The organism is Pseudomonas sp. RIT357, assembly GCF_000632245.1.
Taxonomy (GTDB): Bacteria; Pseudomonadota; Gammaproteobacteria; order Pseudomonadales; family Pseudomonadaceae; genus Aquipseudomonas; species Aquipseudomonas sivasensis.
Genome location: NZ_JFYX01000012.1, coordinates 118,417 through 132,536, shown reverse-complemented (window position 1 = coordinate 132,536; position 14,120 = coordinate 118,417). Strand labels below are relative to the sequence as shown.

At 57.5% G+C, this 14,120-nt stretch carries 14 protein-coding genes and 1 tRNA gene; 9 read left to right on the top strand and 6 right to left on the bottom strand.

All coding sequences use genetic code 11. The features are described 5' to 3' along the window. Positions 1 to 34: 34 nt before the first annotated feature. From BW43_RS17485 to hemA, 6 genes are all read right to left on the bottom strand, one after another. Entirely contained in the window at positions 35 to 553 is a 519-nt protein-coding gene (locus tag BW43_RS17485) for an acyloxyacyl hydrolase (RefSeq protein WP_032886125.1), read from the bottom strand. A gap of 111 nt (positions 554 to 664) precedes the next feature. Continuing rightward, positions 665 to 1,459: a glutamate racemase gene (gene murI, locus BW43_RS17490; RefSeq protein WP_032886124.1), complete on the bottom strand. Its 795-nt coding sequence runs from the start codon at positions 1,457 to 1,459 to the stop codon at positions 665 to 667. Next, positions 1,452 to 2,207 (bottom strand): molybdopterin-synthase adenylyltransferase MoeB, encoded by a 756-nt coding sequence (locus BW43_RS17495; protein WP_032886123.1) that lies wholly within the window; start codon positions 2,205 to 2,207, stop codon positions 1,452 to 1,454. The genes murI and BW43_RS17495 overlap by 8 nt, the downstream gene beginning before the upstream one ends. Beyond that, entirely contained in the window at positions 2,201 to 3,031 is an 831-nt protein-coding gene (gene prmC, locus BW43_RS17500) for a peptide chain release factor N(5)-glutamine methyltransferase (RefSeq protein ID WP_032886122.1), read from the bottom strand. Before prmC ends, BW43_RS17495 begins: the two co-directional genes overlap by 7 nt. Next, entirely contained in the window at positions 3,032 to 4,114 is a 1,083-nt protein-coding gene (gene prfA, locus BW43_RS17505) for a peptide chain release factor 1 (RefSeq protein ID WP_032886121.1), read from the bottom strand. Further along, positions 4,111 to 5,400, bottom strand: coding sequence for a glutamyl-tRNA reductase (hemA, locus tag BW43_RS17510; RefSeq protein ID WP_032886119.1), 1,290 nt, complete (start codon positions 5,398 to 5,400; stop codon positions 4,111 to 4,113). Before hemA ends, prfA begins: the two co-directional genes overlap by 4 nt. A 182-nt stretch (positions 5,401 to 5,582) precedes the next feature. On the opposite strand from hemA, the gene BW43_RS17515 reads away from it, so the two are divergent. The 9 genes from BW43_RS17515 to BW43_RS17555 all read left to right on the top strand — a co-directional run bounded on the left by BW43_RS17515 (position 5,583) and on the right by BW43_RS17555 (position 13,728). Further along, complete coding sequence (locus tag BW43_RS17515) at positions 5,583 to 7,307, top strand: tetratricopeptide repeat protein (protein WP_032886118.1); 1,725 nt, start codon at positions 5,583 to 5,585, stop codon at positions 7,305 to 7,307. A 4-nt stretch (positions 7,308 to 7,311) separates the two neighbouring features. After that, a complete protein-coding gene (gene lolB, locus BW43_RS17520; protein ID WP_032886116.1) occupies positions 7,312 to 7,929 on the top strand; it encodes a lipoprotein insertase outer membrane protein LolB in 618 nt (205 codons plus the stop codon). 49 nt (positions 7,930 to 7,978) lie between these two features. Next, positions 7,979 to 8,782 carry a 4-(cytidine 5'-diphospho)-2-C-methyl-D-erythritol kinase gene (gene ispE, locus BW43_RS17525; RefSeq protein WP_185168227.1) on the top strand — a complete coding sequence of 268 codons (804 nt, stop codon included), beginning with the start codon at positions 7,979 to 7,981 and terminating at the stop codon, positions 8,780 to 8,782. A gap of 37 nt (positions 8,783 to 8,819) precedes the next feature. Further along, a tRNA-Gln gene (locus BW43_RS17530) sits at positions 8,820 to 8,894 on the top strand. 46 nt (positions 8,895 to 8,940) lie between these two features. Next, positions 8,941 to 9,882: a ribose-phosphate pyrophosphokinase gene (locus tag BW43_RS17535; protein WP_003171603.1), complete on the top strand. Its 942-nt coding sequence runs from the start codon at positions 8,941 to 8,943 to the stop codon at positions 9,880 to 9,882. Positions 9,883 to 10,020: 138 nt separating this feature from the next. Then, complete coding sequence (locus BW43_RS17540) at positions 10,021 to 10,626, top strand: 50S ribosomal protein L25/general stress protein Ctc (RefSeq protein WP_032886113.1); 606 nt, start codon at positions 10,021 to 10,023, stop codon at positions 10,624 to 10,626. Positions 10,627 to 10,793: 167 nt separating this feature from the next. Then, positions 10,794 to 11,378, top strand: a complete 585-nt coding sequence (gene pth / locus BW43_RS17545) for an aminoacyl-tRNA hydrolase (RefSeq protein WP_003171596.1) — start codon at positions 10,794 to 10,796, stop codon at positions 11,376 to 11,378. Between the two features lie 22 nt (positions 11,379 to 11,400). Then, positions 11,401 to 12,501, top strand: coding sequence for a redox-regulated ATPase YchF (gene ychF, locus BW43_RS17550; protein WP_032886111.1), 1,101 nt, complete (start codon positions 11,401 to 11,403; stop codon positions 12,499 to 12,501). Positions 12,502 to 12,804: 303 nt separating this feature from the next. Continuing rightward, the gene (locus BW43_RS17555) at positions 12,805 to 13,728 is read left to right on the top strand and encodes a sigma 54-interacting transcriptional regulator (RefSeq protein ID WP_032886110.1); all 924 of its coding nucleotides are present in this window, start codon (positions 12,805 to 12,807) and stop codon (positions 13,726 to 13,728) included. The last annotated feature ends 392 nt before the right edge of the window (positions 13,729 to 14,120 follow it).

Here is a 14,120-nt window from a genome sequence, read left to right as displayed (position 1 = left end):
CATCGGGGCAAGCCCCCTCCCACAAGGTTTTGAATTACAGCGGCATCGTGTAGTGCAGTGAGTAGCTTTCTACACCGTCGTTATTGCTGCTGATCCCGGCATTGGAGTAGTGCGTGGCGCGAATGCCCACTTCATGCCCACCGGTGAAGCGCAGGCCGAAACCCAAGCGGTCTTCGAACTGGAAAGCCTGGCCGATGTTGTTGTCCTCCAGTTTGGTACGGGAGAACACCGCCACGCCGATCCCGGCTTCGATGTAGGGCTTGACCGACTGACCGGCAAATTCATACACAAAGACAGGCGAGAACGACAGGCTGCTGGCGCCTGCACGGTCATCACCTTCCCAATAGGTATAGGCGCCGCTCCAATAGCCGGTCAGGCGACCGACATCACTTTGCATCCAACTCTTGTCCCAATCTGACGTCAGCCCCAATCGATAGGTGAGCGTCGAATCACTGGTGGCCCCCAGGCCAAACTCAAGCCCGGCGGCCTGCGCCGAAAAAGAGTGTCCCACCACAGCGGCCGCAATCGCAGCCAAACAGAACAAGCGCTTCATAAGAAACATCCTTTCCGAACGAAGTTATATGGTTTTGTACAAGCAATCTGGCTATAGAAGCCTACGCAGTGCCAGAAGTTCAGCGTCTAATGGCGATATTTCACGAAATTTTCACGCGCCAAAGCTTCGCACAACTCCGGAATATTTCCACAGTGTCGGTAGGATATTTCTTAGGTGATACACATCACCGCTGGTCCAGAACTGCGCAGGCTCAGGATCACCGTGGGCAAGCAGGTCGCGTTCGCCCAGTAAACGCTTGAGCTGGCGAGCCACGGCGGCGCCGGTGTCGATGAGGATGATGCTGGGGGGCAGCATCTGCGCCAGGAGCGGCTTGAGGAAGGGATAGTGGGTGCAACCGAGGATGAGCGTGTCGCAACCGGCGCTTAGCAGCGGCTCGATGTAGCCCTGCAACAACTGACGCAGGGCCGGGCTGTGCAGATCACCGGTTTCAATCAGCTCCACCAGGCCCGGGCACGGCTGGGTGATCACCTGCACATCGGTGGCGAAACGGTCGAGCAACGCGGCGAACTTGGCACTTTGCAGAGTACCGGTGGTGGCCAGCACACCGACCACGCCACTGCGCGTGGCGGCAGCCGCAGGTTTGACGGCGGGTTCCATGCCCACCAGCGGCCAATCGGGATAGTCCTGGCGCAAGTCGGCTACGGCGGCGACGGTCGCGGTATTGCAAGCGATCACGAACGCCTTGGCGCCCCGTTCGCGGAAAAACTCAGCGACCCGCCGTGAACGCTCACGAATAAATTCGGGGGTTTTCTCGCCATAGGGGATATGGCCGCAATCGGCCACGTACAGCAGCGATTCGTGGGGCAACAGTTGCTGGATTTCATCCAGCACCGACAAGCCGCCGACCCCGGAATCGAACACACCGATCGGCGCGTCCTTAACCATGTTGCGTCCCACAGACACTGCAACCGGGATCACGCTTGACCCGCAATTCACGAAAGCGCGTGGTCAAGGCATCAATCAATAACAAGCGGCCCACCAGCGGTTCACCAAAACCGGCAAGCAGCTTCAAGGCTTCCAAGGCTTGCAGGCTACCGACCAGCCCCACCAACGGCCCGACCACCCCCGCTTCGCTGCACGTAAGCTCGGTGTCGCTGCCATGCCCGTATAAACAGTGGTAACACGGGCTTTCGGCGCGACGCGGGTCGAAGACAGACAATTGGCCTTCAAGCCGAATTGCCGCGCCGCTGATCAACGGCTTGGCTGCGACGACGCAGGCGGCGTTGACCGCTTCGCGTGTGGAGAAGTTGTCGCTGCAATCGAGCACCACGTCTACCGCCGCCACTGCGGCCGCCAGGGAGTCGGCGTCCAGCGCGGTGCGATGGGCAACCAACGTGATTTCAGGGTTGATGGCGGTCAGGCGGCGCAGCGCCGAGTCGACCTTGGTCTGCCCAACGCTGTCGGTGTCATGGATGATCTGGCGTTGCAGGTTGGTCAGGTCGACGGTGTCGAAGTCGGCCAAATGCAGCTCGCCCACGCCCGCAGCGGCCAGATACAGCGCCACCGGCGCGCCCAGGCCACCGAGCCCGACGATCAGAGCTCGGCTGTTTTTCAGGCGTAATTGGCCCTCGATGTCGACATGTTGCAACAGAATCTGTCGGCTATAGCGCAACAGCTCCTGATCAGTCAGCACGGGCGACGTCCCAGGGTGATGCGTTCGTGACCACCGAGGTCGAGACGGCTATGCACTTCGTCAAAACCCTGGCTCAGCAACAGATCACGTACGGCCAAAGCCTGATCGTAACCGTGTTCGAGCAGCAGCCAGCCACCCGCATTCAGGTGGGCCGGCGCCTCGTTGATGATCAACCGCAAGTCGTCCAGACCATCATGGCCCGCCACCAGCGCACTGGCCGGTTCGAAACGTACATCGCCTGCGACCAGATGCGGGTCGTTGTCAGCGATATAAGGCGGATTACTGATGATCAGATCGTAACTGCGACCTTGCAGTGAGCTGAACCAATGACTGCTCAGAACTGTGGCGTTATTCAGGTGAAGACGCTGGCGGTTGCGTTCGGCCAGGGCCACGGCTTCAAGCACACGGTCGACGGCAGTGACTTGCCAGGCCGGGCGCTCACTGGCCAGGGCCAGGGCGATGGCGCCGCTGCCGGTGCCGAGGTCGAGAACCTTGGCTGGCGTGGCCGGCAGTAATTCCAGGGCCGCCTCCACCAGCAGTTCGGTTTCCGGACGCGGGATCAGCGTGTGAGGCGCGACCTCCAGGTCCAGCTTCCAGAAGCCTTGCTGGCCGAGAATATAAGCGACCGGCTCACCCCCGCGGCGGCGCTGAAGATAGTCGGCAAAGGTCAGAGCGTCTTCGCTGCTGACGATTTTTTCCGGCCAGGTGTGCAGGTAGCTGCGGGATTTGCCCAGGGCAGCCGCCAGCAACAATTCCACATCCAGGCGCGCAGTGGGCGAGTCTGGCAAATCAGCGGCACGCAGCAGGCTGGCGATGATGGTCATTTATTCACCTATCGCGGCCAGTTGATCGGCCTGGTATTCGGCGAGCAAGGGCTCGATCACCGCATCGACGCCACCGGCAAGAATCTCGTCGAGGGAGTACAGGGTGAGGTTGACCCGGTGGTCGGTGACCCGGCCCTGGGCAAAGTTGTAGGTGCGAATGCGCTCTGAACGGTCGCCCGACCCCACCAGCAACTTGCGCTCACTGGCAATCGCATTGGCGGCGGCGCTGGTTTGCTGGTCGTTGAGTTTGGCCGACAACCAGGACATGGCCCGTGCACGGTTCTTGTGCTGGGAACGCTCTTCCTGGCATTCCACCACGATGCCCGACGGCAAGTGGGTGATGCGGATCGCCGAGTCGGTCTTGTTGACGTGCTGCCCCCCGGCACCCGACGAGCGATAAGTGTCCACGCGCAAGTCCGCAGGGTTGATCTCGATGGCTTCCTGCTCGTCAGGCTCAGGCAGTACGGCCACGGTGCACGCGGAGGTGTGGATACGGCCTTGAGATTCGGTCGCTGGTACACGTTGTACGCGGTGCGCGCCGGATTCGAACTTCAGCTTGCCGTAGACATTTTCGCCTTCAACCCGCGCGATGACTTCTTTATAGCCGCCGTGCTCGCCCTCGTTCTCGGACAGGATCTCCACACGCCAGCCACGTCGCTCGGCATAGCGCGAATACATGCGGAAGAGGTCGCCAGAGAAAATCGCCGCCTCGTCACCACCGGTGCCGGCGCGGATTTCGAGGAACACGTTGCGTCCGTCGTTGGGATCCTTGGGCAGCAGCATGCGTTGCAGGTCGCCTTCCAGCGCGATCAGCTTGTCCTTGGCTTCGCGGACTTCTTCGACGGCCATTTCGCGCATGTCCGGGTCGCTGTCCTTGAGCAGCGCCTGGGCGCCTTCAAGGTCGGCCTGGGTCTTCAGCCATTGCCCGTAGGTGCTTACGATCGGCTCAACTTCCGCGTATTCCTTGGAATAGGTACGGAATTTGGTCTGATCGGAGATGACTTCGCCATCGCCGAGCAAGGCGGTCAGTTCTTCGAAACGGTCCTGGAGCACGTCCAGTTTATTGAGCAGTGACGCTTTCATTGCGATTTTTTATCCGAAGAGCTATCTGACGCGCCCTCACCGAGGGCAAAGAGTTCCTGGGCCATGGCCAGCGCATCGAGGCGGCCTTCGGCAGTCAATTTTTTAAGCTGCACGCTGGGGGCGTGGAGTAACTTGTTGGTCAGGCCACGGGCCAGTTGCATCAGCACCTCTTCGGCGCTACCGCCGTTGGCCAGCAAACGCTGAGCCTTGAGCAGCTCCTCGTCGCGCAGCCGTTCACCCTGCTGACGATACGCCTTGAGCACATCCACCGCCGCCAGTTCACGCAGGCGCACCATAAAATCTTCGGCACCGGTGCTGACCATCTCCTCGGCAGCCTGGGCAGCCCCTTGGCGACTCTTGAGATTTTCGGCGACCACTTCGTGCAGATCGTCGACGCTATAGAGGTAAACGTCGTCCAACTCGCCGACTTCGGGCTCGATATCCCGGGGAACGGCGATATCCACCATGAAAATCGGTTTATGCTTGCGCAGCTTCAGCGCACTTTCCACCGCGCCTTTGCCCAGAATCGGCAATTGGCTGGCAGTGGAGCTGATGACGATATCGCTGCGCACCAGTTCAGCCGGAATATCCGCCAGCAGCACGGCGTGGGCACCGAATTGTTCGGCGAGGATGCTGGCCCGCTCCAGGGTACGGTTGGCGACCACGATGCGCTTTACACCCAGGTCATGCAGATGACGGGCGACCAGGGTGATGGTCTCGCCGGCGCCAATCAGCAAGGCCTGGCTGCGCTGCAAGTCGCTGAAAATCTGTTTGGCCAGGCTGACGGCGGCAAATGCCACGGACACCGGGTTTTCGCCGATGGCTGTATCAGTGCGCACTTGCTTGGCGGAATTGAACGTGGCCTGAAACAGCCGACCCAGCAACGGACCAACGGTACCGGCCTCACGCGCCACGGCGTAGGCGGACTTCATCTGGCCCAGAATCTGCGGCTCGCCCAACACCAGCGAATCGAGACCAGCGGCCACACGCATCATGTGACGAACTGCCGCATCCTCTTCGTGCACATAAGCGCATGCGCGCAGGTCGTCGAGGCTCAAATGGTGGTAATCGGCCAGCCAGCGCAGGACGACATCCGCTGAAAGATGTTCCTGCTCTATATAAAGCTCGCTGCGATTGCAGGTCGAAAGGATCGCAGCTTCGCGGCTGTCGGTGAGCCGGCAGAGCTGCTGCAAGGCCTCAACCAACTGCTCTGGCGTAAACGCCACGCGCTCGCGCACGTCTACGGAGGCAGTCTTGTGGTTAATACCGAGTGCGAGGAAGGCCATTCAATATCGCTGATGATGTCGGGAAGCCGACAATTGTCCTACTTCGAAAGATTCAGAACAACCACCGTCGTCTATTGTCCTAATGCCTTGTGTCTATAAAGGCATCAACTGAGACTCGGTTATGTTTGGCCGAAGGCTTGTGTCATGATGATCCGACCGCAGGTTAGTCGTCCTCTTCCTATATGAATAGATCCTCCGCGTTGCTCCTTGCTTTTGTCTTCCTCAGCGGCTGCCAGGCCTTGGCCCCCGTGTCGTCGGACGGTACGCCGCCGGTAGAAGACAGCACCCCCGCCCCTGAAAAGCCCAAGGTTTATTCCTCGTTCAGTGAAGAAACGGTGTTCAGCCTGCTGAGTGCGGAACTGGCTGGCCAGCGCAATCGCTTCGATATTGCGCTGGATAACTATGTGACCCAGGCCATCAACACCCAGGACCCAGGCATCTCCGAACGCGCATTTCGCATCGCCGAGTATCTGGGAGCCGATCAGGCTGCGCTGGATACCTCGCTGATCTGGGCAAAAAACGCACCGGACGATCTGGAGGCGCAACGTGCCGCAGCCATTCAACTGGCGCGGGCCGGGCGCTATGACGACTCCATGGTCTATATGGAGAAAGTCCTGCAAGGCAAGGGTGATACCCATTTCGACTTCCTCGCGCTGTCGGCTGCCGACACCGACCAGGACACGCGCAATGGCCTGATGAAGAGTTTCGACCGCCTGCTTCAAAAGCATCCCAAGAACAGCCAACTGATTTTCGGCAAGGCCCTGTTGCTGCAACAGGACGACGAGCCTGACGCCGCGCTAAAGCTGCTGGAACAGAACCCGCCGGACGATGGCGAGATTGCGCCGATCCTGCTGCGTGCACGCCTGCTGCAAAATCTCAATCGCGGCAAGGAAGCCATTCCGCTGCTGGAAAAAAGCATCAAGAAGTACCCAGACGACAAACGCCTGCGATTGACCTATGCGCGCATGCTGGTTGAGCAGGACCGTATGGAGGACGCCAAAGTGCAGTTCGCCAATCTGGTCCAGCAATACCCGGACGACGATGAGCTGCGTTACTCCCTGGCGCTGGTATGCCTGGAGGCCAAGGCCTGGGATGAGGCCAAGGGCTATCTGGAAGAGCTGATCGAGCGTGAAAGCCATGTGGACTCCGCACACTTGAACCTGGGCCGTATCGCGGAAGAACGCAACGATCCACAAGCTGCCCTGCTCGAATACGCTCAGGTTGGCCCCGGCAACGACTACCTGCCCGCCCAGTTGCGCCAGGCCGACATCCTGATGAGTAACGGGCGCACTGATGAGGCGGAAAAACGCCTGACCGCGGCCCGCGATGCCGAGCCGGACTACGCGATCCAGCTGTACCTGATCCAGGCCGAGACCTTGTCGGCCAACAATCAGGGCGAGCGCGCCTGGAAACTGCTGCAACAAGCCTTGTTGCAATTCCCCGACGATTTGAACCTGCTGTACACCCGTGCCATGCAGGCGGAAAAACGCAATGACCTGGCGCAGATGGAAAAAGACCTGCGCCTGATCATCAAGCGCGACCCCGACAACGCCATGGCTCTCAACGCCCTGGGCTACACCTTGTCTGACCGCACCACGCGCTACGACGAAGCCAAGGTGCTGATCGAACAAGCGCACCAACTCAACCCGGAAGACCCGGCCGTACTCGACAGCCTGGGCTGGGTGAATTATCGCTTGGGCAACCTGGATGAGGCCGAACGTTTGCTGCGCCAAGCGCTGGAGCGCTTCCCCGATCAGGAAGTCGCGGCACACCTGGGTGAAGTGCTGTGGGCCAATGGCAAGCAGCGCGAAGCACGTCAAATCTGGGAAAAATTCCTCAAGGAACAACCCGAAAGCCCCATCCTGCGCGGCACCATCAAGCGCCTGACCGGATCCGAGACCCTTTAAGCTTATGTTCTTGCGCCACATTGTAGTGTTCAGTCTTATTGCCCTGCTCGCCGGTTGCGCGGGTGTAGGCACCCGTGAATCCGTTGAAGGCCAGGGCAACCCGGCGCAATGGAAACAGCATAAGGATCAGCTCAGCAGCATCGATGGCTGGCAGATCGAAGGCAAAGTCGGCGTTCGCGCCCCCAAGGACTCGGGCAGCGGCACGTTGTTCTGGCTGCAACGCCAGGACTACTACGACATTCGTTTGTCGGGCCCGCTGGGCCGTGGTGCCGCTCGCCTGACGGGTCGCCCGGGTCAGGTCAGCCTCGAAGTGGCCAACCAAGGTCGCTATGAGGCGACTTCGCCGGAAGCGCTGCTTGAAGAACAGATTGGCTGGAAGCTGCCCGTATCGCACCTTGTGTGGTGGGTGCGTGGCTTGCCCGCGCCCGATAGCAAGAGTCGACTGAGCCTTAATGGCGACAGCCGCCTCGCCTCGCTGGAGCAGGATGGCTGGCAGGTCGAATACCTCAGCTATACCGAACAGGGCGGTTACTGGCTGCCGGAGCGTATCAAGCTGCATGGCACTGACCTTGACGTCACGCTGGTGATCAAGGACTGGCAACCGCGCAAGCTGGGGCAATAACGTGACTGTAGAAAAACTGACTCTGCCCTCCCCCGCAAAACTCAATCTGATGCTGCACATTCTCGGTCGTCGTGAAGACGGCTATCACGAGTTGCAGACGCTTTTCCAATTTCTCGACTACGGCGATGAACTCACCTTCGCCGTACGCGACGACGGCGTGATTCAACTGCACACCGAATTCGAAGGCGTGCCCCACGACAGCAACCTCATCGTGAGGGCAGCAAAAAAACTTCAGGAACAATCCGGTTGTTCGTTGGGCATCGATATCTGGATCGATAAAATTTTGCCCATGGGCGGCGGAATCGGTGGTGGCAGCTCAAATGCCGCGACGACATTGCTGGGCTTGAATCACTTATGGCAACTCGGTTGGGACCATGATCGCTTAGCAGCGCTGGGCCTTACGCTGGGGGCCGACGTCCCGGTTTTCGTGCACGGACACGCCGCTTTTGCTGAGGGTGTAGGGGAGAAACTCACCCCGGAATACCCGGAAGAGCCGTGGTATGTCGTGCTTGTGCCGCAAGTATCTGTAAGTACAGCAGAAATTTTTTCAGATCCGTTGTTGACACGTAACTCTTCTCCCATTAAAGTGCGCCCCGTTCCCAAGGGAAACAGTCGAAATGACTGCTTACCGGTTGTAGCAAGGCGTTATCCAGAGGTACGTAACGCTTTGAATTTGTTAGGTAAATTTACCGAAGCAAAATTAACCGGAACTGGAAGTTGTGTGTTTGGGGGCTTCCCAAACAAAGCTGAAGCTGATAAAGTCTCGGCCCTTCTTACAGAGACCCTTACAGGGTTTGTAGCAAAGGGAAGCAACGTTTCGATGTTGCATCGCAAGCTGCAAAGTCTGCTCTAAAAGGAACCGAGTACTGGGTACTCGTTGCAACAGATACAGGGGCGTCGCCAAGCGGTAAGGCAGCAGGTTTTGATCCTGCCATGCGTTGGTTCGAATCCAGCCGCCCCTGCCATTTTCTAATACTCATCCAGGTTACCCTCAGCCTCTAGGTACTGCGCGTGTCCAAGATGATGGTCTTTACGGGGAACGCCAACCCCGATCTGGCTCGACGTGTCGTACGTCAGCTGCATATCCCTCTCGGTGACATCTCTGTCGGTAAATTTTCCGACGGCGAAATTACAGCCGAGATCAATGAAAACGTCCGCGGTAAAGACGTATTCATTATTCAGCCGACCTGCGCTCCGACCAACGATAACCTGATGGAACTCGTCGTGATGGCTGATGCCTTCCGCCGCTCCTCAGCGACTCGAATCACAGCTGTAATCCCTTATTTTGGTTATGCCCGTCAGGATCGCCGTCCGCGTTCCGCACGTGTGGCTATCAGTGCGAAAGTCGTTGCTGACATGCTCACCGTGGTAGGTATCGATCGTGTTCTTACGGTTGACCTGCACGCTGACCAAATCCAGGGGTTCTTCGATATTCCAGTAGATAACATCTACGGCTCGCCAGTACTGGTGGACGATATCGAAGACCAGCGCTTTGAAAACCTGATGATCGTGTCCCCGGACATTGGTGGCGTCGTGCGTGCACGGGCTGTTGCCAAATCCCTGGGCGTTGATCTCGGGATCATCGACAAACGCCGCGAGAAAGCCAATCACTCTGAAGTGATGCATATCATCGGTGATGTCGAAGGGCGTACCTGTATTCTGGTTGATGACATGGTCGACACCGCCGGCACCCTGTGCCACGCGGCGAAAGCCTTGAAAGAGCACGGTGCTGCAAAAGTGTTCGCCTACTGCACACACCCTGTGCTGTCGGGCCGCGCGATCGAGAACATCGAGAACTCTGTGCTGGACGAACTGGTGGTGACTAACACCATCCCGTTGTCCGCTGCTGCACAAGCCTGTGCGCGTATCCGTCAACTGGATATCGCACCGGTAGTTGCCGAAGCGGTTCGCCGCATCAGCAATGAAGAATCGATCAGCGCGATGTTCCGCTAAGGGTCAAACCTTCGGATCACCTCACTGACGAAAAGCGCCCCGCCCCAGCATTCTGCTGGGGCGGGGCTTTTTTGCCCATATCGCCTTTAGCGCTGGTCGCAAACGCTGGGGCGAATGTGGTTATTTTGGAGATACAACATGAACGATTTTACTCTGAATGCTGAAGTGCGTTCCGACCTGGGGAAAGGTGCGAGCCGCCGCCTGCGTCGTCTCGCAAGCCTGGTTCCAGCTGTAGTTTACGGTGGCGAAAAAGCCCCTGAATCCATCAGCATGCTGGCTAAAGAAGTTGCCAAACTGCTCGAAAACGATGCTGCCTACAGCCACGTTATCGAACTGAACGTTGGCGGCAAAAAGCAAAACGTCATCATCAAAGCTCTGCAACGTCACCCATCCAAGGGTCACGTCCTGCACGCTGACTTCGTACGTGTCGTAGCCGGCCAGAAACTGACCGCTATCGTGCCTGTGCACTTTGTTGGTGAAGAAGCTCCGGTCAAGAAAGGTGGCGTTGTTTCCCACACCACTACCGAGCTGGAAGTAAGCTGCCTGCCGAAAGATCTGCCTGAGTTCATCGAAGTCGACCTGTCGGCTGCTGAAATCGGCACCATCATTCACCTGTCCGACCTCAAGGCCCCTAAAGGCGTTGAGTTCGTTGCACTGGCTCACAACGACGACAAGGCTGTTGCCAACGTCCACGCGCCACGTGTTGTAGCAGAAGATGAAGCAGGCGAAACCGCTGCAGAGTAATGCTCTCTGCGGCATCGGAGCTTGAGGAAACATCGCGGACCGAAACGTAGCGAGAAAGCGGGCGATAACGCGAAGTTTATCTCTGGATAAGTGAGCTCCTGTCGTCCACTTTCGCCGCACTCCGGTCAGGCGATGTTATCCACAACTCCAAAGGAAGGGCCCCTGTCGTGACTGCCATTAAACTGATCGTTGGCCTGGGAAATCCAGGCGCCGAATACGAACAGACCCGGCATAACGCGGGGGCCCTTTTTGTTGAGCGTATCGCCCATGCCCAAGGTGTAAACCTGGCGGCCGATCGCAAATATTTTGGCCTGACCGGGCGCTTTTCGCACCAGGGTCAGGATGTTCGTCTGCTGATTCCCACCACCTACATGAACCGCAGCGGCCAAGCTGTTGCGGCGCTTGCGGGCTTCTTTCGAATCAAACCCGAAGAAATCCTGGTGGCCCATGACGAACTGGATCTGCCACCCGGCGTAGCCAAGCTCAAGCTTGGCGGCGGGCACGGCGGGCACAACGGCCTGCGCGACATCATCGCGCAGTTGGGTAATCAGAATAATTTTTACCGTCTGCGGCTCGGCATTGGCCACCCAGGCGTTGCGAGTATGGTTTCAAATTTCGTCCTGGGTCGTGCGCCACGCGCCGAACAGGAAAAACTCGATGCCAGCATCGACTTTGCCCTCGGCGTGCTGCCGGATATCTTCGCCGGTGAATGGAACCGCGCGATGAAAAACCTGCACAGCCAGAAGGCCTGACTTTTTTCCGAGGGGAAACACCATGGGATTCAATTGCGGCATCGTCGGCCTGCCCAACGTCGGCAAATCCACCTTGTTCAACGCTTTGACCAAGTCCGGTATTGCGGCGGAGAACTTCCCCTTCTGCACCATCGAGCCTAACAGCGGTATCGTCCCGATGCCGGATACACGCCTGGACGCTCTGGCAGCGATCGTCAATCCGAAGCGTGTACTGCCGACCACCATGGAGTTCGTCGACATCGCAGGCCTGGTAGCCGGCGCATCGAAAGGTGAAGGCCTGGGCAACAAGTTCCTGGCCAACATCCGCGAAACCGATGCCATCGCCCACGTGGTCCGCTGCTTTGAAGACGAGAACGTGATTCACGTCTCCAATAGCGTCGACCCGAAACGCGACATCGAGATCATTGACTTGGAATTGATCTTCGCTGACCTCGACAGCTGCGAGAAGCAACTGCAGAAAGTGGCGCGCAACGCCAAGGGAGGCGACAAAGACGCCGTGGTCCAGAAAGGCCTGTTGGAACAGTTGATCGCGCACTTCACCGAGGGCAAGCCGGCACGCAGCCTGATGAAAAGCATGGGCACTGACGAGAAGGCCGTGATCAAGGGCTTCCACCTGCTGACCACCAAGCCAGTGATGTACATCGCCAACGTGGCTGAAGACGGTTTCGAGAACAACCCGTTGCTCGACGTGGTCAAGGCCATCGCCGACGAAGAAGGCGCCATCGTGGTGCCGGTTTGCAACAAGATCGAAGCGGAAATCGCCGAGCTTGATGACGGCGAAGAAAAAGACATGTTCCTCGAGGCCCTGGGCCTGGAAGAACCAGGTCTGAACCGCGTGATCCGCGCCGGCTACGAAATGCTCAACCTGCAGACTTACTTCACCGCTGGTGTCGAAGAAGTCCGCGCTTGGACCGTCAAGGTCGGCGCCACCGCGCCACAAGCTGCTGGCGTGATCCACACCGACTTTGAAAAAGGCTTTATCCGCGCAGAAGTGATCGCCTACAACGACTTCATCCAATTCAAAGGTGAAGCCGGTGCCAAGGAAGCCGGTAAGTGGCGCCTGGAAGGTAAGGAATATATCGTCAAGGATGGCGACGTGATGCACTTCCGCTTTAACGTGTAAGCAGCCGCCGCAAATAAAAAAGCCGATGCAATGCATCGGCTTTTTTGTGGGCGACGATTAAAACTCAGACAAAGAAAACACCCACACTCAATTATCAGATTCCCCCTACTCACTTCCCAGGCTTATAGATACAACAACACTCAAACAACTAAATAGCTATAACCAACGATGTTTTCCTACACCATTGCAGTACATACCCGCTTTAAGCGCACATCATAATCCTTATACGCTTCACTTTAGCGATCGGCGTCTGGATAACGCCGTTAAACAGTGAAACACTCGCAACAATGGAGCGCCCAGTTAATGCCGGCCCACTCTAATGGGGAAAATGAATCGACCATCTTACTTAATGATGGCCCGGATATTGAAAACACACTTAACAGTACGGCATCCCTCAACATTGACATTTTACTACTGGGGGAAACCGGTACTGGCAAAGATACATTGGCACAACGGGTTCATCGCTTATCGGGACGACGGGGTAATTTTGTTGCCGTGAACTGCGCAGCTATTCCTGAAAGCCTCGCAGAAAGCCAATTGTTCGGAGTCAACAGCGGTGCTTATACCGGGGCAATGCAATCACGGGCCGGATTTGTCGAAGCCGCCCATCTAGGTACCCTGTACCTCGACGAAATCGACAGCATGCCATTGAGCTTGCAAGCCAAACTGCTACGAGTGCTGGAGTCGCGTGGGGTGGAGCGCTTGGGCTCAACCCGTTTTATCCCGGTGGACATGCGTGTCATTGCGTCCGCACAGCATTCGCTTTATCAGATGGTCGAGCACGGCACTTTCAGGCGTGACCTGTACTTTCGCCTGAATGTCGTCAACATCCAGCTCCCGCCGCTGCGCGATAGGCGAGAACGCATCATCCCGCTGTTTCTGGAAATGATCCAACAAGAAGCTGCCCAGTTCAAATGCAATGCCCCGCCACCGCCTGGTGGGCTGTTGCAACAGCTGCTGTGCCACCCCTGGCTAGGCAATGTTCGTGAACTACGCTCGACGGCCAAAAGATTCGTGCTGGGCCTGCCACCGCTTTCGACGTCGTCGAGCCAGTTGCAGGATAACCAAATGAACCTTAAGGCACGCCTGCAGCACATTGAAAGGGCATTGATTGAAGAGTCCTTGTGCCGCCATCTCTACTGCGTGGATACCGTGGCGATTGAGTTGGGTATTGCGAAGCGCACGCTGTACTACAGGATGAAACAATTGGACATCTCATTGGCTTGAGGACACAGAGCTCATTAAAGACTCAGTAAGGGGGCCATGCTTCTACCCTCAGCACTCCAATCATCCAGAAATATCTAGCCATAGACATATCAGGAACGCTTTAGCGTTGCGAGCCACATATTCAAAGCCTGGTTCAAGTTACAAAAAGTTCCAGACATCAGGGCTTGGCTCACGACACGTGAATCAACGTTCAAAATATCCAAATCGGAGTCTTATTATGAATGGTATATCCGGTAGCAGTTCATACGGTGGATACGCATACGGCAACAGCATGATGTCCAGTGAACTCGATGGAGTACAGAGTGGCAGTGGTTCCCGTTCCGCTTCTGAACGCGCAGAGGAAGTCGCCGAGCTTACGTTCCAAGAAAGTTTGAAATCAAAGATGATTTCGG

Coding starts and splice junctions, on each gene's coding strand:
- BW43_RS17485 (WP_032886125.1), bottom strand. CDS start 553: ATGAAGCGCTTGTTCTGTTTGGCTGCGATTGCGGCCGCTGTGGTGGGA.
- murI (WP_032886124.1), bottom strand. CDS start 1,459: ATGGTTAAGGACGCGCCGATCGGTGTGTTCGATTCCGGGGTCGGCGGC.
- prmC (WP_032886122.1), bottom strand. CDS start 3,031: ATGACCATCATCGCCAGCCTGCTGCGTGCCGCTGATTTGCCAGACTCG.
- prfA (WP_032886121.1), bottom strand. CDS start 4,114: ATGAAAGCGTCACTGCTCAATAAACTGGACGTGCTCCAGGACCGTTTC.
- hemA (WP_032886119.1), bottom strand. CDS start 5,400: ATGGCCTTCCTCGCACTCGGTATTAACCACAAGACTGCCTCCGTAGAC.
- BW43_RS17515 (WP_032886118.1), top strand. CDS start 5,583: ATGAATAGATCCTCCGCGTTGCTCCTTGCTTTTGTCTTCCTCAGCGGC.
- lolB (WP_032886116.1), top strand. CDS start 7,312: ATGTTCTTGCGCCACATTGTAGTGTTCAGTCTTATTGCCCTGCTCGCC.
- ispE (WP_185168227.1), top strand. CDS start 7,979: ATGCTGCACATTCTCGGTCGTCGTGAAGACGGCTATCACGAGTTGCAG.
- BW43_RS17540 (WP_032886113.1), top strand. CDS start 10,021: ATGAACGATTTTACTCTGAATGCTGAAGTGCGTTCCGACCTGGGGAAA.
- ychF (WP_032886111.1), top strand. CDS start 11,401: ATGGGATTCAATTGCGGCATCGTCGGCCTGCCCAACGTCGGCAAATCC.
- BW43_RS17555 (WP_032886110.1), top strand. CDS start 12,805: ATGCCGGCCCACTCTAATGGGGAAAATGAATCGACCATCTTACTTAAT.